17 protein-coding genes and 1 pseudogene are annotated in these 18,390 nt (G+C 72.3%); 9 read left to right on the top strand and 9 right to left on the bottom strand.

The window, feature by feature from the left end:
- Positions 1-180 precede the first annotated feature (180 nt).
- The 4 genes from O3W51_RS25135 to O3W51_RS25120 all read left to right on the top strand — a co-directional run bounded on the left by O3W51_RS25135 (position 181) and on the right by O3W51_RS25120 (position 2,086).
- Entirely contained in the window at positions 181-423 is a 243-nt protein-coding gene (locus tag O3W51_RS25135; protein ID WP_138355867.1) for a hypothetical protein, read from the top strand.
- Positions 395-910, top strand: a complete 516-nt coding sequence (locus tag O3W51_RS25130; RefSeq protein WP_138355866.1) for a DUF6879 family protein — start codon at positions 395-397, stop codon at positions 908-910. The genes O3W51_RS25135 and O3W51_RS25130 overlap by 29 nt, the downstream gene beginning before the upstream one ends.
- A gap of 26 nt (positions 911-936) precedes the next feature.
- Positions 937-1,785 carry a helix-turn-helix domain-containing protein gene (locus O3W51_RS25125; protein WP_138355865.1) on the top strand — a complete coding sequence of 283 codons (849 nt, stop codon included), beginning with the start codon at positions 937-939 and terminating at the stop codon, positions 1,783-1,785.
- Between the two features lie 64 nt (positions 1,786-1,849).
- Positions 1,850-2,086, top strand: coding sequence for a hypothetical protein (locus O3W51_RS25120; RefSeq protein ID WP_138355864.1), 237 nt, complete (start codon positions 1,850-1,852; stop codon positions 2,084-2,086).
- A 377-nt stretch (positions 2,087-2,463) separates the two neighbouring features.
- Here the strand turns inward: O3W51_RS25120 and mreB are convergent, their stop codons facing one another.
- Entirely contained in the window at positions 2,464-3,492 is a 1,029-nt protein-coding gene (gene mreB, locus O3W51_RS25115) for a rod shape-determining protein MreB (protein WP_138355863.1), read from the bottom strand.
- Positions 3,489-3,971, bottom strand: a complete 483-nt coding sequence (locus O3W51_RS25110) for a DUF7144 family membrane protein (protein ID WP_443048333.1) — start codon at positions 3,969-3,971, stop codon at positions 3,489-3,491. The genes mreB and O3W51_RS25110 overlap by 4 nt, the downstream gene beginning before the upstream one ends.
- A 238-nt stretch (positions 3,972-4,209) precedes the next feature.
- On the opposite strand from O3W51_RS25110, the gene O3W51_RS25105 reads away from it, so the two are divergent.
- Positions 4,210-5,889 carry a SpoIIE family protein phosphatase gene (locus O3W51_RS25105; protein WP_244809234.1) on the top strand — a complete coding sequence of 560 codons (1,680 nt, stop codon included), beginning with the start codon at positions 4,210-4,212 and terminating at the stop codon, positions 5,887-5,889.
- A gap of 94 nt (positions 5,890-5,983) precedes the next feature.
- Here the strand turns inward: O3W51_RS25105 and O3W51_RS25100 are convergent, their stop codons facing one another.
- Positions 5,984-7,261, bottom strand: coding sequence for a murein hydrolase activator EnvC family protein (locus O3W51_RS25100; RefSeq protein ID WP_138355861.1), 1,278 nt, complete (start codon positions 7,259-7,261; stop codon positions 5,984-5,986).
- 266 nt (positions 7,262-7,527) lie between these two features.
- Positions 7,528-7,743, bottom strand: coding sequence for a dodecin (locus tag O3W51_RS25095; RefSeq protein ID WP_138355860.1), 216 nt, complete (start codon positions 7,741-7,743; stop codon positions 7,528-7,530).
- A gap of 210 nt (positions 7,744-7,953) precedes the next feature.
- Between O3W51_RS25095 and O3W51_RS25090 the strand changes: the two genes are divergently transcribed.
- The 3 genes from O3W51_RS25090 to O3W51_RS25080 all read left to right on the top strand — a co-directional run bounded on the left by O3W51_RS25090 (position 7,954) and on the right by O3W51_RS25080 (position 11,669).
- On the top strand, positions 7,954-9,030 hold the full coding sequence (locus tag O3W51_RS25090) for a PP2C family protein-serine/threonine phosphatase (protein WP_164295748.1): 1,077 nt from the start codon (positions 7,954-7,956) through the stop codon (positions 9,028-9,030).
- A gap of 102 nt (positions 9,031-9,132) precedes the next feature.
- On the top strand, positions 9,133-10,221 hold the full coding sequence (locus O3W51_RS25085) for an AI-2E family transporter (RefSeq protein WP_269287390.1): 1,089 nt from the start codon (positions 9,133-9,135) through the stop codon (positions 10,219-10,221).
- 152 nt (positions 10,222-10,373) lie between these two features.
- Positions 10,374-11,669 (top strand): sensor histidine kinase, encoded by a 1,296-nt coding sequence (locus tag O3W51_RS25080; RefSeq protein ID WP_138355917.1) that lies wholly within the window; start codon positions 10,374-10,376, stop codon positions 11,667-11,669.
- On the opposite strand, the gene O3W51_RS25075 is transcribed toward O3W51_RS25080, so the two are convergent.
- The 3 genes from O3W51_RS25075 to O3W51_RS25065 are packed head-to-tail and all read right to left on the bottom strand — an operon-like array spanning position 11,653 to position 14,654.
- Positions 11,653-12,807: a PDR/VanB family oxidoreductase gene (locus O3W51_RS25075; RefSeq protein WP_198358825.1), complete on the bottom strand. Its 1,155-nt coding sequence runs from the start codon at positions 12,805-12,807 to the stop codon at positions 11,653-11,655. The genes O3W51_RS25080 and O3W51_RS25075 overlap by 17 nt on opposite strands.
- A gap of 27 nt (positions 12,808-12,834) precedes the next feature.
- Complete coding sequence (locus O3W51_RS25070) at positions 12,835-13,710, bottom strand: metal-dependent hydrolase (RefSeq protein ID WP_138355857.1); 876 nt, start codon at positions 13,708-13,710, stop codon at positions 12,835-12,837.
- Positions 13,707-14,654, bottom strand: a complete 948-nt coding sequence (locus tag O3W51_RS25065) for an alpha/beta fold hydrolase (protein WP_198358823.1) — start codon at positions 14,652-14,654, stop codon at positions 13,707-13,709. Before O3W51_RS25065 ends, O3W51_RS25070 begins: the two co-directional genes overlap by 4 nt.
- A 240-nt stretch (positions 14,655-14,894) precedes the next feature.
- Here O3W51_RS25065 and O3W51_RS25060 point away from each other — a divergent pair, with 240 nt between their 5' ends.
- Positions 14,895-16,610: a vWA domain-containing protein gene (locus O3W51_RS25060; protein WP_269287389.1), complete on the top strand. Its 1,716-nt coding sequence runs from the start codon at positions 14,895-14,897 to the stop codon at positions 16,608-16,610.
- A gap of 40 nt (positions 16,611-16,650) precedes the next feature.
- Here the strand turns inward: O3W51_RS25060 and O3W51_RS25055 are convergent, their stop codons facing one another.
- Together O3W51_RS25055 and O3W51_RS25050 are read right to left on the bottom strand one after the other, a co-directional pair.
- Positions 16,651-17,961 (bottom strand): DUF2786 domain-containing protein, encoded by a 1,311-nt coding sequence (locus O3W51_RS25055; RefSeq protein ID WP_331284091.1) that lies wholly within the window; start codon positions 17,959-17,961, stop codon positions 16,651-16,653.
- Between the two features lie 46 nt (positions 17,962-18,007).
- A pseudogene (locus O3W51_RS25050) lies at positions 18,008-18,390 on the bottom strand (M56 family metallopeptidase); the annotation flags it as partial.

Genomic DNA, 18,390 nt, shown 5'->3' with positions numbered 1-18,390 from the left:
GCATAGGAGTCCCTCCCGGCTATCCACGCGGATCCCGTGGCTCCGGCATCGGCTGTCCGAGGAACTCCTGCGTGGCTGCTCCGTCCCAAGAGCGTTGCAGCGAGGCTTCCTTGACGAGTGTCAGCGTTGGAGGTGATGGTGGTGCAACCTGAAGCAACCCATCATGCGCGGGAGTCCGACATGGATCTTCAGTTCATCGGCATGGACCCTGAGACCGACACCGACCACTGCCCCACCGTGTGGGTGGATGCGGAGGGGGGCGACTTGGTACTGCAGGGCTGGAAGGCCGACGACGCGACCGAGGCGAAGTGCCAGGAGACCGGTTCGCTGCCCGACTACGAAGCGGTGATTCGGATTCCGGCGCGCATGGTGCCGTTGCTGAGAAGGGCATGCGATGACGCAGAACGTTCCGCCCTTCGCTGATCTGCTGGCCGCCTGTGAGCGGTCGGCCGTTCATCTGGAGATGCGCGACGCCTACGGCGACAATGAGCGCTTTGCGGCGTGGCGGGCGGGGCACCGGACCAACTGGGAGGATCGCGCATCCTGGTGGCAGCCTTTCCACGCGACCATCTCCGATGCGGTGGCGCGAGGTGTTGAGATCCGCCGGGCCCGGATCGTTTCGGAACCTGTTTCCGAGTACATCCGCTGGGAGCACTACGTAACGACTGCCAACGTTGCGGCAGGCGAACAGGTGCGTTGGATTCCGCGTCGGATGACTACGGATCTACTTCTGCCAGGAAACGATTTCTGGGCATTCGATGGGAAACTCCTGCGAGTTCATCACTTCTCCGGCGATGGTGCCGTAGTGGAAGACGAGCTGGTTGATGATGTGAGCGTGGTGGGCCTGAACGCATCCGCATTTGAGGAAATCTGGAAGCGGGCCGTTCCGCACGAAGAGTTCGCCGTCTAGAGAAATTTTCAGGCAGATACCGGATCATGTCACCATCTCCCTCCTCCAGTGTCCGAGCCGCCCGTGAAGCCCTCGCCGCCCGCCTGCGCGAGATCCGGCTGGATGCCGGAATCACGGGGCGGGAACTGGCAGTACGCGCCGGCTGGAGCGAGTCGAAGTCGTCGCGGATTGAGAATTCCAGGACGCCACCATCGGATGCAGACATTCGTGCCTGGTGTCGGGTCTGCGACGCCGAAAATCAGTCGGCCGACCTTATTGCCGCGAATCGTACGGCCGACTCGATGTACGTGCAATGGCGGCGAGTTCAACGTACCGGACTGAGTCGGGCCCATGCGGCGAGCATCCCGCTGTACGAGGAAACGCAGCATTTCCGTGTCTACTGTTCGAACGTCGTGCCGGGATTGTTCCAAACTCCGGAGTACGCGACCGCGCTGCTGTCATCCATCGTCGCGTTTCGCGGGACTCCGAACGACGTGGCTGATGCCGTAGCGGCGCGGATGGCACGGTCTCATGTCATCCGAGAGGGCGACCACCGGTTCGCCGTTCTGGTCGAAGAGTCGGTGCTGCGATATCGGGTCGGCGACCCGGAGGTGATGGCAGGTCAACTCGGTCATCTCATAGCGGTGATGGCGCTGCCAGCTGTCTCCCTGGGCGTGATTCCCTTCACGGCCAGGCGTGACATCTGGCCGCTGGAGACGTTCTCGGTGTTCGACGACCGGCGGGTGCACATCGAGTTGTTGTCGGCCGCCGTGACCGTCACCGAGCCAGGAGAGGTCTCCCAATACGTCGACGGATTCAGCGAGTTGGCTGCGATCGCTGTGCATGGGGCTGCCGCAAGATCGCTCATCACTGCGGCGATCGACGCTCTCAAGTGAACTGAGATGCAAGTCGCTGCAAGGACGTAGAGGGCGATGAGCCGCTGTTCCTAGCGTGGTGTCCATGGCAGCGGCGAACTTCTGCGAGGGCGAGTACGTGACCGATGAGGCCGGGGATCTGGGACCCGGTGTGGTGGTCAGAGATCTGGACGGCGGACTTCTGCGCGTGCGCTTCGAGCACTACGAAGCAACCGTGAACACGAACCGTCTGCGTCCGGCGACCGATGATGAGACGCGACGTGTGACGGCGACGGAGGAACACCGTACGTCGACGGGCTCCGAGCGGAACGGGGGCCGGTGACCATGTGGGCCACACAGCCGGGCGTTAGCGCACTGTCCCCGCCTCCGGCCAGGGATCGCTACATCACGATGTGGTCCGCCACGCGCCACCGATACGTGATCGCCGACCGGGTCATGCGCGACGTCTGCGCGCTGCCCGACGCCGATGGCGTGTGCCGGGTTCTGGTGTTCATGACCGATGCGGTCGCTACCGCGTATCTGCAGGGCTGCTACCAAGTGTGGGGGGAGCGACCGAAAATGGGGCGCCGGCATCCCGCTCCACTTCCGCGTGAACGCTGAGACTCCGGTCCCCTGATCCGACTGCGGCTGTCGGCCGGCTGCCCACCCCGGACGTGGTGCAGGCAGCCGGCCGGCGCTCACTCGCGAACGACTACGCGCTCACGCGCTCAGCGGTGCCAGGGCCATCGGGCGGACGCGGCCCTCGATCATGGCGCCGAGGCCCTGGACCGCGCAGACGTCCGGGCGTTCGGCGATGGTGACCGGGATGCCGGTGGCGTGGCGGAGCATGGCGTCGAGGCCGGGCATCAGGGCGCTGCCGCCGGCGAGCATGATGCCGCGGTCGGCGAGGTCGGCGACCAGGTCGGGGGGGCAGCGGCGCAGGACGGTGCCGATGGCGTCGAGGACCGCGGTGAGCGGGGTGCGCATCGCGTGCCGGACGCCGTCGGTCTCGACCAGGACGGTGCGGGCGAGGCCGCTGACGACGTCGCGGCCGTAGACCTCGGTGCTGTCGAGGGTCGGGCCGGTGGTGCCGAGCACGTGGTGCAGCGGGCGCACGGACTGGCTCGGGAGCATCAGCTCGTGCTGGCTGCGCAGGTGCTGCACGACCGCGTGGTCGATGGCGTCGCCGCCCACCGGCACGGTCTCCGCCGCGACGATCGAGCCGAGCGACAGGACCGCGATCTGTGTGGTGCCGGCCCCGCACACCACGATCATGGTGGCCTCGGGGTGTTCGACGGGCATCCCGCAGCCGACCGCCGCGGAGATCAGCGTGTCGACGAGTTCGACCCTGCGGGCGCCGAGCCCGAAGAGCGTCTCGGTCGCCGCGCGCTGCGCGAGCGGGTCGCTGCCGTTCGGCATGCAGACGGCGGCGCGCACCATCGGCGCGCGGCGCCAGGACTTGCGCAGCTTGTCGCCGAGGAGGTGCTTCAGCATCCGCTGGGCCATGGCGATGTCGACGATGGTGCCGTTCGACACCGGCCGCACGACGCGGATGTGCTCCGGGGTGCGCCCGGCCATCTGCTCGGCGCGGGCGCCGACCGCGATCAGCGCGCCGGTCCTGATGTCGACGGCGACCACGCTGGGTTCGTCGACGACCAGACCGGTGTTCCTCAGGTAGACGCGGGTCCTGGCGGCCCCGATGTCGAAGGCGACCGAGCAGCGGCGGAGTTGGTCGAGGGTCGGGTTCACAGCAGCGCCTCCGCGTCGTCGGTGGGGCGGTAGCTGGCGAGGGCCCAGATGACGAAGACGTCGATCGCGATGAGCGTGATCGCCCAGACGGGCTGGTAGGGCAGGAACATGAAGTTCGCGAAGATGCTCAGCGAGGCCAGGGCGATACCGGTGACCCGCCCCCACGCGGAGCCCGTGAGCACGCCGTAGCCGACGACGACCGCGATGACGCCGATGATGAGGTGGATCCAGCCCCAGGACGTCAGACTGAAGCGGAAGGCGTAGGCCGGGGTGGTGAGGTACACGTCGTCCTTGGCGATGGCGACGATGCCCTGGAGGATCGCCAGCACACCGGAGACGAACAGCATGATGCCGGCGAAGACGGTGCCCCCGGCGGCCAACCCGTTGGCGGAGGAGTCGGCCGGTGGGCGGCTGCCGCCCCAGGCACCCCCCTGCGGTGTGGGTGGCGGTGTGGACGCGGTGGGTGAATCCTGGCTCACAACGGGCTCCCGAGATCGCGACGACGAGCGCGACGGGAGCATTGATCATGAAACTCCCGCCTTAAAGACAAAAGGATCAGCTGCCCGGAAAGGTCCCGCCACCGGAGATGGGCCGTCCGGGGGGTGCGGCCCGCTCCGGGCCGCCAACGGATGCGCATTCCGGCCCGTCGGCCCACGATGGATGGTGGCTGGGCCGTCCTGCCTGCGGTGACGGACTGACGGCGAGGGAGGCGGACGCGTGCACCCTGACGCCGACGCGGACTCGAACGTCATCCTGCGCGGAATCCTGGAGGGCACCTCGGCCGGCGTGGGCATCCTCGACCCCGGTATGCGCTACGTGTACGTCAACCCGGCGCTGGCCCGGATCAACGGCGTGCCCGCCGAGGCGCACCTCGGCCGGACCATCGCCGAGGTCCTGCCCGGCATCGACAGCCGCGAGGACGTGCTGCGCGCCGTACTCGCCGACGGGCTGCCGCGCGAGGTGACGTCCAGCGGGCACACCCAGGCACCGTCCGGGCTGGAGCGGCGGTACTGGCACGGCGCCTACCACCGGCTGGTGGCGGAGGGCGTGGTGATCGGCATCGTCGGGATCGTGCTGGAGGTGACCGCCTCGCGGCAGCAGCAGCGCGATCTGGAGCAGGCCCGCGAACGGCTCACCCTTCTGGACGCCGCCGCCACCCGCATCGGCACGACGCTCGAAATGGACGCCACCTGCGGGGAGCTCGCGGACTTCCTGGTGCCGCTGCTCGCCGACGTCGCCTCCGTCGAGGTGCTGCCGGTCACGCAGGGGGAAGGCAGCGGCCGCCCGGCGCCCGGGTCGCTGCGGATGCGCAGGACCGCGCTGTCGTCCGTGCCGAGGCTGCGGGAGCGCGTGCAGGTGTTCGGCGTGCCGGGGGAGTACGTGGACTACCAGGCCGGCTCCGCCATTCCGCGCTGCCTGGAGACGGGCAAGCCGCTGATGCAGAACCTGCTGTCCGACGAGGATCTCGTCCGGGCGGCCCCCAACACCGAACGCGTCGCCGCGTACCGGGCGGCGGGCATCCACTCCGCGCTCGTCGTCCCCCTCGCCGCGCGCGGCCAGCCGATCGGCACCGTGACCCTGGTGCGGGCCGGGGACTCCCCGGGCTTCACCGCCGAGGACGTCGTCGTCGCCCAGGACCTGGCCCGCCGGGCGGCCATCAGCCTCGACAACGCGCGCCGCTTCACCCGGGAGCACGACATCGCGCTCGGGCTGCAGAGCGCCCTGCTGGCGGAGCCCAGCAGCCCGCACCCGAACCTCGAGGTGGCGTCCCGCTATCTGCCGGCCGGCAGCAGCGCGCTGGTCGGCGGCGACTGGTTCGACGCGGTCCAGCTGCCGGGCGGCAGAACGCTGCTGGCGATGGGCGACGTCATGGGGCACGGCGTGGAGGCGGCCGTCGACATGAGCCACTACCGCGCGATGCTGCGGGTCGTCGCCGCCGACGACGAGCCCCCGAACCGCATCCTGGAGCGGCTCGACGCCCTCATCGCCTCGACCGAGTCGGGCCGCCCCGCCACCTGCATGCTCGTCCTGGTGGATCCGCCGCGCGGCTTCACCTGGTACTCCAGCGCCGGCCATCTGCCGCCCGCCGTCCTCGGCCCGGACGGCAGCGCCGACCTGATCCGCGTCCCCGCCGGCCCGCCGCTGGGCACCGGGTTCGGCGGCTACACGCTGGCCAGGGGCCGCTGCAGCCCCGGCTCGGTCCTGCTGCTCTACACCGACGGCCTCGTCGAGCGCCGGGGCGAGGACATCGACGTTTCCCTGGCCCGGCTCGCGGCACTGCGGCTGACCCCGGAGGGCAGCCTGGAAGAGCTCCTCGACCAGGTGCTGGAGCGGCTCGTCGACAGGGCCATGGAGGACGACGTGGCGGTGCTGGTGGCCCGGGTGGTCACGTCGTAGCGCGGTGGCTGCGGTAGCCGCGCCCGTCAGTGGGCTTCAGCCGGCTTCAGTGGGCGGGGGCGGTGGCTGCGGTAGCCGCGCCCGTCAGTGCGCTTCAGTGGGCTGGAGTCGTGGGGATTGTGGAGACCGGAGGGACCGCGGCGACCGGGGGCGTTGACGGGCTGGTCACGGCGGGGGCCGGCGGCGCGAGGGTGATGGCCGGGGCCGTGGGTAGCTGGGTGACGGCGGGGGCCGTGGACGGGGCTGCCACGGACTGGAGGCGCACGCCGTGCTCGCGCAGCCACGGCACGGGATCCACCCCTGACCCCAGCTCGGGCGTCACCCGCACCTCGAAGTGCAGATGCGGACCGGTGGAGTTGCCGGTGCTGCCCGACAGCGCGATCTGCCGGCCCGTCAGCACCCGCTCACCGACCTTGACCTGCATCAGCGACAGATGCGCGTACTGCGAGAAGTACCCGTTGCCGTGCCGCAGGACGATCTGGTTGCCGAACCCGTCGCCGCACGTCGTCCGGACGACCGTTCCGGCCCCCACCGCGCGCACCGGAGTGCCCTCCGGCACGGCGAAGTCCTGGCCGGTGTGGCGGTTCGCCCAGTGGTCGCCGGGCGCGTCGAAGCCGGCGGACAGGGTGTAGTGGTCGACGGGCGCGATCCAGGGGGCGCGCACCCGGATGGCGGTGCCGGGCGACGGCATCTCCTCGGGGATCGCGTGCGCGCACTCCTGCGGGGAGGCCAACCGGGCGGATCTGGCGGCCTCCAGCCGCCGCAGCAGTTCGCGGGCCCGTGCCAGCTTGGCCGTGATCTCCTTCTGGAGCCCGGCCTCGCGCGCGGTCTGCTCGTCCAGCTCCCCGAGCGCCCGGTCGGCCGCGGTCCTGTCCCGTCGCAGATGGGCGGTCGTCGTCGCCACGGTGCTGAGCAGCGCCGTCACGGCCTCGTCGCTCTTGCGGAGCCGCCCCATCCGGTCGAGCAGCTCCTCGGGGGAATCGGACAGCATCAGCGCGGCGACGGCCGGCAGCCCTCCCGAGCGGTACTGCAGCCGGGCCAGCAGGCCGATGCTCTCGTGCAGCCCGTCCATCTTCCGCTGACCGAGCGTCACCGACCGCCGCAGCCGGACGGCCGTGGCCCGCTGCTTGTCCGCGGCCCGCCGGGCCTTGTCGTACGCGGTGGTGGCGTCGGCGGCCTGCCGGTACATGGTGTCCACCTCGGCGGACACGTCCCCGAGCCGGTCGTCGGCGCGGGCCTGCCGCCCACCGAGGGAACCGTGCGCGGGATCAGGCAGGAGCGGCAGGACCGGCAGCGCCGTCAGCAGTCCGGCGCAGAGCAGGACGGCGAGCGACCTGACGGCCGACCCGCGGACGGACGCGGTTCCTGGCATCGGAGGATCATCGCGCCACGACCGCCGCCCGCGCCCGCTGGACACGCCGCGGGCCGTCCGCTCTCCGCCGTTCGGCCGGTACCGCGAAGGCGCGTCACCGAGGATGGTTACTTTCCGTGGTCAAGGCAGACAAACTGTTGTCTCCGTGGCCGTCGCCGGATCCCGGGACGGTCTCCCGGTGGCGGTCACGGCCCTGTCGTCCTCCCGCGCCCGCCCGCGCCCTTCCCTGCTGCCCGGCGCTCTTCGGTGTCTCCTCGCCGCTTGCGCTATTCGGAGTCCTCCAGCCGGAATCCGACCTTCAGCCCCACCTGGTAGTGCTCGATCTCGCCGTCCACGATGTGGCCGCGCACCTGGGTGATCTCGAACCAGTCGAGAGCGCGGAGCGTCTGCGACGCCCGGTGGATCCCGTTGCGGATCGCGGCGTCGATGCCTTCGTGCGAGGTGCCCACGATCTCGGTCACGCGGTACGTACGGTCGGTCATGGCGTTCTCCCGGCGTAGTGAGGGGCGGTGGGGGGCGGCGTGTACGTTCCGTCCTTCCGTCCACGGTGCCCGAAGGGCCGCCACTCCGCATTCCCGCAAAAGCGGACATAAGATCATGTACTCGACCGTGTTCCGGTGGATGCGCTGGAGCCAGGGTCTGCGAGCGACGGCGTGCAAGCGAAGACGTGTGAGTGATGACGGAGGAAGCGCGTGGACCGCCTTTCCGGCCGCTGGCCCGTCCCCGTCCGCTTCGTCCCGCTGGCCGTCGTCCTGATCGGCGTCTGCTTCGACCTCCTCACCCCCGTCGACTACCACGGCGGACCGCTGCTCGCCGTGGCCTGCGTGGCGGCCGGGGCGACGCTCTCGTTCGGCTCCACTCTGCTGCTCTCCGCCGTCTCCCTCGGGGCGATGGTCGGGCTGACGGTGTGGCACGGGTCCTTCGGCCACGTCCTGGGCGCCGCCGAGATCGCCAACGTGTTCCTCGCGGGTCTCATCGGCCTCGGCGTGAACCGGCTGATCGACCGCTACGGCCGGAGCCTGGCCACCGTGCGGACGGTGGCGGAGGCCGCCCAGCGCGCCATCCTGCCCACCCCGCCCGAGCGGATGGGCCCGCTGGACATCGCGGTCCGCTACCGCGCCGCGCAGAGCGAGGCGCGGATCGGCGGCGATGTCTACGCCGTCGAGGACACCCCGTTCGGCACCCGGCTGCTGATCGGCGATGTGCGCGGCAAGGGGCTGGGCGCGGTCGGGGCGGTGTCGGTGCTGCTCGGCGCCTTCCGGGAGGCCGCCGAGTGGGCGGCCGACCTGCCGGAGTTGGCGGAACGGCTGGAGCACTCGCTGATCCGCGAAGGGGTCCGCCGGGCGGGTGAGGACCAGACGGAGGGCTTCACGACGGCGCTGCTCGCCGAGTTCTCCGCGGACTGCCGCACGCTTCGGCTGCTCAACCGCGGCCACCCCGCTCCGTATCTGCTGGTCGGCGGCACGGTGTCGGCCCTGGACGCCGCCGAGCCGGATCTGCCGCTCGGCATGGGCGGGCTCAACGGCTCCCGCTCGGCGCCGGACGCCCACCCGCTGCCGCCCGGCGGCACCCTGCTGCTGGTCACCGACGGGGTGACGGAGGCCCGCGACAAGGCCGGGGTGTTCTACGACCCCGTCGTACGACTGGCCGGCCGCGGGCCGTTCCAAGGTCCGCGGGAGGTGATCGACGCGCTGGTGTGCGACGTCGAGGAGTGGTCCGGCGGCCGCGGTACGGACGACATGGCCGTACTGGCCGTCAGCTACCACTGACCGGACCGGTGGTGGGCCGGTCCTCAGGGGGGTGAGTCGGCGCGGTTGGGCCAGGTGCGCCACAACATGCGACGTACGGATGAATCGCGTGAAGATCTCCGTATGGACGACCAGCGCGAGGCGCTCCCGGCTCCGGTCCTGCGCATGGCGCGGTGGTGCGCGGCGATCCTGCTGGGCGCCGCCGTCGTCGCGCTCGGGCTGTGGGTGTGCGTCGAACTGCGCGCGGCCGTCGTCCCCGTACTCCTCGCGCTGCTGGGCGCCGCGCTGCTCGGGCCGTTCGCCCGGCAGCTCGTGGCGCGCGGGCTGCCCCGGGCCGCGGCGGCGGCGCTGACCTGTGTGGTCCTGATCGCGGTCGTCGTCTTCGCCGGGTGGGTGATGGTCCACACCCTGGTGACCAACGCCGCCCAGCTCTCCGCCTCCCTCGAAGAGGCGGGTCAGCAGCTCGCCGACGATCTCGGCTCGGCCGGCGACACGATGAACAGCGCCGCGCAGGGACTCAACAGCCTCGGCGCGCAGCTGGGCGGTGCGGTGGCCAAGGGCTTCGTCAGCGGGCTGGGTGTGGCGGCGCAACTCCTCATGGGGCTCGTGCTGATGCTCGCGATGCTGTTCTTCCTGCTGCGTGACGGCGACCGGTTGCCGGGCGCGGTCCGCACGGCGCTGCCGGGCCCTGTGGCGGAACGACTGCTATGGGTCGGGCGGCGCGCGTTCGCCGCGATGTCCGGCTACATGCGGGGTACGACGATCATCGCCGCGATCGATGCGGCGTTCATCCTGATCGGGCTCGCCGCCCTGCGCGTACCCGGCGCTCCGGGGCTCGCCGTGCTGGTCTTCGTCGGCGCGTACGTGCCCTACGTGGGTGCCTTCCTGTCCGGAACGGTCGCGGTGCTCGTCGCTTTCGCCGACCAGGGGCTGGGGACCGCGCTGTGGACGCTCGGGGTGATCCTCGCCGTGCAGACGATCGAGGGCGCGGTGCTGCAACCCGTGGTCCAGAGCCGTACGGTCCGGCTGCACCCGGCCGCCGTGATGCTCGCCGTCACGGCGGGCGCGGCGGCGGGCGGACTGCTCGGCACCCTGATGGCCGTACCGGTGGCGGCGGCCGCCTTCGGCGTGCTGTCCGAACTGCGGGACGAGCGGCGGGCGGAGCCACCTGAGCCGCCGGGACCTCCCGAGGCGGCGGTCGCGGAGGAGTAGAGCAGGAGTAGAGCAGAAGTAGGGCAGGAGTAGGGCTGGCACTACCGCGCCCGTCCCGCCCCGGCGCCTACCGTGGCCGGGTGCAGCCCCTGAACACGCAGAACGCAACTCCACTTCCGCGCCCGCGCCCGCTCCCGAGCGCCTGGCAGGCGATGGCCGACCCCGCGTTCGTCCTGTCCGGCCGGCCGTGGCGGTCCGCGGCGTATCTCCTCACCGGCGGACTCGCGGGCGCCGTCACGTGTGCCGTCCTGGTCCTGGGCACGGCCGTCGGCGGATCGCTCGCGCTCGTCCTCGTCGGGCTGCCACTGCTGGCCGCACTCGCCCTGGCGGGCCTGCCGTTCGGTGCGCTGGAACGCCGCAGGATGCGCTGGATCGACCCCCGGCCCGCGCCCAGCCCGCACCGGACCCCGGACCGCACCGGCCTCACGGCCTGGGCGCGGCTGCGGTTCCGGGAGCGCGCCACGTGGTGGGAGCTGGGCTACACGGTGCTCACCGCGTTCGTCCTGTGCTGGTGCGATCTGCTCGTCCTCGGGTTCGCCCTCGCCGTTCCCGGTGCGCTGATGGCCACGCCCGCACTACTGGCCACCGAGGGCGAGGTGCACGTGCTCAAGACGCTGCACATCGACTCGTACGGCAACGCCTGGGCGCTCGCGCTCCTCGGGGCCGTGCTGCTGGTCGCCTTCTCCTATCCGCTGACGGCGTTCGCCGGGGTACGGGCCGAGCTCGCCCGTTTCCTGCTGGTGCCCGGCGACGACAGCTCACAGCGGCGGATCACCGAGCTCACCGACTCGCGGGTCCGGCTCGTCGACGCCTTCGAGGCCGAACGGCGCCGCATCGAACGCGATCTGCACGACGGTGCGCAGCAGCGTCTCGTGGCGCTCTCCATGACGCTCGGCCTGGCCCGTCTCGACGCGCCGCCCGGCAGCCGGCTCGCCGGGCAACTGGCGGTCGCGCACCGGGAAGCCGGCCAGGTCCTCACCGAACTGCGCGAACTCATCAACGGCATCCACCCGCAGATCCTCACCGACCGCGGCCTGCCCGACGCCGTCGCCGACGCCGCGGACCGCTCCCCGGTGCCCGTCGACGTCTCCTTCGACCTCCCGGGCCGACTGCCCGACGCCGTCGAGACCGCCGCCTACTTCGCGGTCTGCGAGGCCCTGGCCAACGTCGCCAAACACAGCGGCGCCACCCGCGCCACCGTGACCGGCGGCCACGACGGCACCCACCTCGACGTACGGATCCACGACAACGGACGCGGCGGCGCCGGCCGGCCGGCCGGGCCTCCGGCAGACCCCGCGAAGCAGGGCGGCACGGGTCTCACCGGCCTCGCCGACCGTGTCTCCGTCGTGGCCGGCACCCTCGACGTCACCAGCCCACCGGGCGGCCCCACCTTGCTGCACATCCGCATCCCGGCCCCGGCCGCACCGAGGCCTACACGTCGAGCGTGATCCTGCCGCCCTCGGACGCTGCCCTGGAGACGCAGATCAGCATGTTCGTGTCCGTGCGGCGGGCCGTCGGGCTGCCCGCGTGGGCCACTTCGCCCGCCAGGACCGGGAGGCGGCAGGTGCCGCAGAAGCCCTGGCGGCAGGAGTAGCCGGTTTCGGGGCGCTGTTCGGCGAGGACGGAGAGGGCGGAGCGGTCGGCGGGGACGGGGAGGACCGGGCCGTCGGGGCCGAGTTGGAGTTCGAAGGGGGTGCCGTCGACGACCGGGGCCGCCGCGAAGCGCTCGAAGTGGAGGCCGCCGGCGCCGGTCGTGGGGAACGCGTCGCGCACGGCGGTGATGAGGGGCGGGGGTCCGCAGAAGTAGACGGAGGTGCCGCGGCCCGCTCCGGACAGCAGTTGTTCGGGGGTGGGGATGCCGTCCGTGTCGTCGGTGCGGACGGTGACCCGGCCGGAGGCACCGGCCATCGCGCCGATGGCGTCGATCTCGTCGAGGAACGGCAGGGTCGCGCGGCTGCGGCCGGTGTAGACGAGCCGCCAGTCGGCGCCCGCCGCGGCGGCGGCGCGGACCATGGGGAGGATCGGGGTGATGCCGATGCCGCCCGCGATGAACAGGCAGGCGCCGCCCGGTGCGTAGGCGAAGGCGTTGCGCGGGCCGTGGGCGCGCAGTTCGGTGCCGGGGGTCAGCGTCTCGTGGATCTCGCGGGAGCCGCCGTCGCCGTGCGCGAGGCGCCGTACGGCGATCCGGTACGTGGTCCGGTCGGCGGGGTCGCCGCAGAGGGAGTACTGGCGGCGGCGCCCCGACGGCAGGTCGAGGTCCAGATGCGAACCCGGGTGCCAGCCCGGCAGCGGGCTGCCGTCAGCTGCTGTGAAGCGCAGGCTGACGACGTCCTCGGCCTCCTGCCGCACCTCGGTGACGACGAGCCGCAGCGAGCGGTCGACCGGGCGTGGCTCGCGGCGCTTGCGGCGGGCGCTCTGCCACAGCAGGAAGGGTGTGACGCGCGCCAGCAGGGCGAGGATCGGGTCCGGGCGCGGGTCGGTGGCGCTGCGTGGTGGCGGCGTCCGCAGGTCGTCCCCGGTCCCGGCTCCGGTCCTGGTCCGTGACCCGGTCCTGGTCTCTGTCCCGGTCTCTGTCTCGGTGCTCACGTTCGGTCCTTCGACGAGTGGAACAGGTCAGCGGTGGGCGGCGCGCGCGGCGGGCGAGGCGGCGAGGTAGGCGACGGCCTGGGTCGTCGAGCCGTACTGCGAGGGGTGGTAGCCGGGGCGCAGATAGCCGAAGTACAGCCGCACCAGGCTCTTCGGGCTCGGCAGCACGCCCTTGCGCGAGGCCCGGAACCAGTCGCGGAAGCGCGGCTTGTCGCGGCCCGCGATGCGCTCGGGGTCGGCGGCCATCAGGTAGCGCAGGCCCCGGACCCACCAGTAGACGAGGACGGGGAAGGCGACGACATGGGCGCGGACGCGGTTGCGGTAGCGGCCGTCGAGGTGCGTGAACAGGTCGTAGGCGACCGCGCGGTGTTCGACCTCCTCCGCGCCGTGCCAGCGGTACAGGTCGAGGATCTCGGGGTTGTGGTCGGTGCGGTCGATCGCTTCGGCGTTGAGGATCCAGTCACCGAGGTACGCGGTGACGTGCTCGATCGCCGCGATGATCGCGATCCGGTCGATGATCCAGCCCTGCGCCTTCTTCCCGGTCAGCTCCCGGTCGCCGAGCATCTTGCTGAAGAACCAGCGCAGTTGGTCGGTGTAGGGCGAGGTGTCGAAGCCGACCTTCCTGAAGTGCGTGAGGACGGTCTGGTGCGAGGCGGAGTGCGTCGCCTCCTGGCCGATGAACCCGATGACGTCCTCGCGCAGCCGGTCGTCCTTGATCATCGGGACGGCCTGCTGGAAGACCGTGATGAACCAGTCCTCGCCCTCGGGCAGCAGGATGTTCAGCACGTTCGCGAAGTGCGTGGTGAACGGGTCGCCGTCGATGTAGTGCATCGGCAGGCCCGTCCAGTCCCACTGGACATCGCGGGGGGTGAGAACCAGGTTGTCCGGTTCGGTCGCGGTCATTCCTGCCCTGCCTTCCGTGCGGCGGTCGTCCTTGCGGCGGTCCGCTCGGGCGTCGTCACGCCCGGCGTCCGGTCGATCCGGTCGATGAGCCGTGCCGTGAACTCCGCGACCAGATCGGGGCGGAACGCGGGCAGCCAGTGCCCGCCGTCCACGATGTGGATCTCGGTGTCCGGCGCCCAGTCGGTGATCTCGGTCTGCCACGGCACGAGCACGAACATGTCCCGCCGGGGCGCGAGGACCTGCGCGGGCAGCGCGGCGTGGCGGGTCCGGGGCCGGAGGGTGCGGGGCAGCACATTGGCCCGGTAGAGCTTGAGTCCCGCACGGTTGCGGGCGGCCAGTCCCGGGCCGTAGCCGGCCGGCGGCTCACCCGTCTCCAGCCGCTGCGCGGCCTTGGTCACCGCGTCGAGGAGTCCCGCGCGGCAGGCGAGTTCCGCGATGCCGGGCAGATGGAAGAAGCCCACGTAGCCGGAGGCGAGCGACTGCCGGGTGAAGTGCCAGAGCTTGCGCGGGCTCGGGCGTAGCTGCGCCCGGAACCAGCGGCCGGTGTGGTCCAGGTCCGGGCCGGAGATCGAGGTCAGCGACGCGAAGCGGTGGGCGGTCGCCGGCACGGTCACCGTGTGCCAGCTCTGCACGGAGCCCCAGTCGTGCGCCAGGACGTGCACGGGCGCGTCCGGGCTGACGGCGTCGGCGACGGCGGTGAGGTCGGCGGCGAGCTGCGGGAGCCGGTAGTCCTGGTTCCTGCGCGGTACGCCGGAGGCCCCGGAGCCGCGCACGTCGTACGTCACCACGTGGAAGCGGTCCGCGAGGCGCCGCACGACGCCGTCCCAGACACCGTGGTCGTCGGGGAAGCCGTGCACGCACACGACCGTCGGTGCGGCCGGTTCGCCGTGTTCGTAGACGGCCAGCCGGACGCCGTCCGAGGCCGTGACCCATCGCTGCGACATGGCGGTCACGATGGCAGCTTGTTGACGCCGTGTCTACTAGTGGGCGGAGACTCGTCCGGCCGGATCCGCCGGGCGGGAAACGGGGTCCGCGGGCGGAGTACCGGGCCCACTCCCGGACGACCCGGGGCATACCGACCGGCCGTTGCCCCATCGAGACGCTTCCGCAATTCCTCCGATGCCTCCGTCACGGGCCGGCGTTCGTCACAGGGGCAAAGGCCGACGAGTCCGTGGGGGAATCGCATGAAGCGGTACGAGCAGCGGTACGGCAAGGGGTACGGGACGCGCTCCGGAACGCAGGACGGGACGCGTTCCGTAACGCAGGACGGCAAGCGGGCGGGGAAGCGGGCCGGGAACGCGCGCCGGGTCGCCGTGGCGGCGGCGGTCGCCGGCGGGCTGCTGCTCGCCGGGTGCAGCAGCGGAACCCCCGACGCGTCGCGGAACGGCAGCGCCGACCGAGCCCCCGTACGACCGGCGCCCGCACCGCCGAACCTGAACGGCGGACCGGCCGCGTCGGCGGCCCCGGGCGGAGCGGCCAAGGACAGCTCCGGCGAAGCGCAGAAGCACAGCCAGGCGGTGCCCAGCTATCTGTCCACCTTCGCGCTGGACGTCGACACCGCCTCGTACGGCTACGCCCGACGCACCCTGGCCGGCGGCCGGCTGCCGGCCCCCGAGACCGTGCGCCAGGAGGAGTTCGTCAACAGCTTCCGGCAGGACTACCCGCAGCCCGAGGGCGACGGATTCACCGTCACCACCGACGGCGCCCGCACGGACGGCGAGGGCATCTACACCAAGAACGACACCCCGAACGACGTCAAGGGCACCGACAGCGAGGGCAGTTGGTCGCTGCTGCGCGTCGGCCTGGCGACCCGCTCCGCGCAGAGCGGGAGCCGGCCGCCCGCCGCCATGACGTTCGTCGTGGACGTCTCCGGCTCGATGGCCGAGCCCGGCAGGCTCGACCTCGTGAAGCAGGCGCTCGGCAGCTCCATCGACTCGCTGCGCCCGGAGGACTCCCTCGCCATCGTCACCTTCAGCGGCGAGGCGCGGGTGGAACTGCCGATGACCCGGCTGGGCAGGGTCGAGAGCCGCGGCCGGATCCACTCGGTCGTCGACGGCCTGGAGCCGCGCGACGAGACCAACCTCGCCGCAGGCGTGCAGGCGGGCTACAACGAGGCGGTCAAGGCCGCACGGCCCGGCGTCACCAACCGCGTCGTGCTGCTCTCCGACGGCCTCGCCAACTCCGGTGACACCACCGCCGCCGCGATCCTCGACCGGATCGGGACGGCCCGGCACGACCACGGCATCACGCTGTTCGGGGTGGGCGTGGGCAGCCAGTACGGCGACAAGCTGATGGAACAGCTCGCCGACAAGGGCGACGGGCACACGAGTTACGTCTCGGAGCCCGAAGCGGCCCGCAGGCTCTTCACCGAGCAACTGCCCGCCAATGTGGACCTCAGGGCCCGCGACGCCAAGGCGCAGGTCGCCTTCGACCCGCAGACCGTCAGCGAGTACCGGCTGATCGGCTTCGACGACCGGACCGTCGCCAACGGGGACTTCCGCAACGACGCGGTGGACGGCGGCGAGGTCGGCCCCGGGCACACCGTCACGGCCCTGTACTCGGTCCACCTCAAGCCCGGTGCCTCGGGCCACGTCGCCACCGCCACCGTCCGGTGGCTCGACCCGTCCACCCGGGCTCCGCACGAGCAGTCCGGCACGATCGAGGCCGCCGCGCTCACGTCCCCGCTCTGGACCGCCGCCCCGAAGCGGCTGCAGGTCGACGCCCTGGCGGCCTACTTCGCCGACTGGCTGCGCAACCGCGGCGACGCCGACCGCCTCCCCGGCGCCCCGGAGCTGCCGGTCCTCGCCGAGCACGCCACCACCCTGGCGAGCAGCACCGAGGACCCGGCCGTCCGGGACCTCTCCCAGGCGGTGACGCAGGCACGGCACCTGACGGGCTGACGGGCTGACGGACCGACGGACCGAACGGGCTCGGAAAGCGCTACTGGCGGCCGCCGAGTACGGCGCGGTCGGCCGCCTCGGTGCCGTGCGTCCAGCCTTCGTGGTCGCGGCCCTTGAGCCGGTGCGAGGTGGTGGTGGGGAACATGCGGGTGGTGGTGTCGCGGACCGCGACATCCCGCGCGGCGAGAGCCGGCAGCAGGCGTTCCGCCGGGAGGTCGGGGGCGTGGGTGGCCTGCTCGGTGGCGTCGGCGAGGCGTTCGCGGATACGGCCGGCGTAGGCGATGAGGAAGGACTGCCGGAAGTCCTTGGAGCGCGAACCACCGTGCCGGGCCTTGCCGTTGCGGCCCTTCCCCGAGCCGTTCCCCGAGCCGTTCCCCGCACCCTTCGCGGTGCGCAGCATGGCGGCGTCCGCTTGGACGAGCAGCGAGGTGTAGAGCAGCTCGACGGCCTCCAGGTCGGGCTCGAAACCGACGACCGTCGAGAAGCCGACGTCGCCCGCCCACACCGCCTGGCAGCGGTTGGCCGCCGCCACGGCGTCGAGGAGCAGCGCCTTGGCGCCCTCGTAGGGCTGGTCGATGCCGATACGGCAGGCTCCCGGACCGTCGGAGCCGCCCGCGCCCGCGTCCGAGGCGATGAGGGCCTCGTCGATGCTGTGCCGGGCCATCAGTTGCTGGGCCTTCGAGCTGAGGGCCTCGGCCTCCTCCGGGAAGTCGGTGGATTCGGCCTTGGCGAGCAGGGCGCGGATCCGGCCGAGCAGCGGGGCCGCGTGGCGGTGGGCGGCTGCGCAGGCCGCCGTGGGCGCCGCCACCGGCGTGATGCGGGGCAGCCGTCCGAGCAGCCGCAGCAGTTCCATGACGGAGACGGCGGCGGAGAAGCCGTCGAGCCGTTCGCGGCGGCCGTGGGCGGCGAGGAGCGTGCCGTCGCCGTTCCACGGGCCGGCCGCCGCCAGCTCGGCGAGCTGGGCGGCCCAGCGCGGGTCCTTGGACGCGGCCGCCGCGGGGGCCGTGCGGGCCTCGGCGGTGATCAGGTCGGCGGCGAGGCGGGCGTGCCCGTCCGTGAGCCTGCGGCGCGCGATACGCACCACGTCGGCGGGCTGCCAGCCGCGGGTCCAGCAGGACCGTACGAGCCGGTCGGTGAGCGCGAGCAGCGCGTCGTTCGCGGCGGAAGCGGCTCCCGAGGCGGCGGGACCGGAGCCGGCAGCGGCCAGGGCCGAGGCGCTGAGGTCGACGGCGTCCTCGGCGTCGGCGTCCGCCGCGTTGAGCGCGCGGAGGTACGCCCGCTCGATCACGTCTGCCACGTCGTTCTCCGCCACGTCCGCCACGTCCGCCGCCTCGCCCTTCAGCTCTCCCACCCGGTCTCCCATTCTGCGGGAGAGCCGGGAGCGGGAGAACCGGGAGCTACTCGCCCTGGGCGATCTCCACGCTCTCGTGGAGATCGGTGGCGGCCTCGACGGCCGCCGCCGCGGACACCAGGAGACAGCCGGCGAGGAGGGCGGCCACGAGGCGCCGGCCACGGGCCTGCCGCAGTCCGGCCGGCGGTGTGGCGTGCAGGAGCGCCGCGACGCGGCGTGGGACGGGGCCCGTGGTGGCGGCGAGCGCGGCGCTGGGGCGGGCCGAGCCGGTCGTGCGGGCCGCCAGGGCGGCGCGGCCGACCGCGCGGGCCGCGAGCCGGCGGTCGCCGACGGCGGACGCGGCGGACTCGTCGGCCCAGCGCTCCAGCGCGTACGAGAGCGGCGCCCGCAGCCCGCGCCGCAGCGGATGGCAGGAGGCGGCGAGCGCGG

It is taken from the genome of Streptomyces sp. H39-C1, assembly GCF_027158125.1.
Taxonomy (GTDB): Bacteria; Actinomycetota; Actinomycetes; order Streptomycetales; family Streptomycetaceae; genus Actinacidiphila; species Actinacidiphila fildesensis.
Note: the sequence above shows the minus strand (reverse complement) of the source record. Positions and strands in the feature narration are given on the sequence as shown.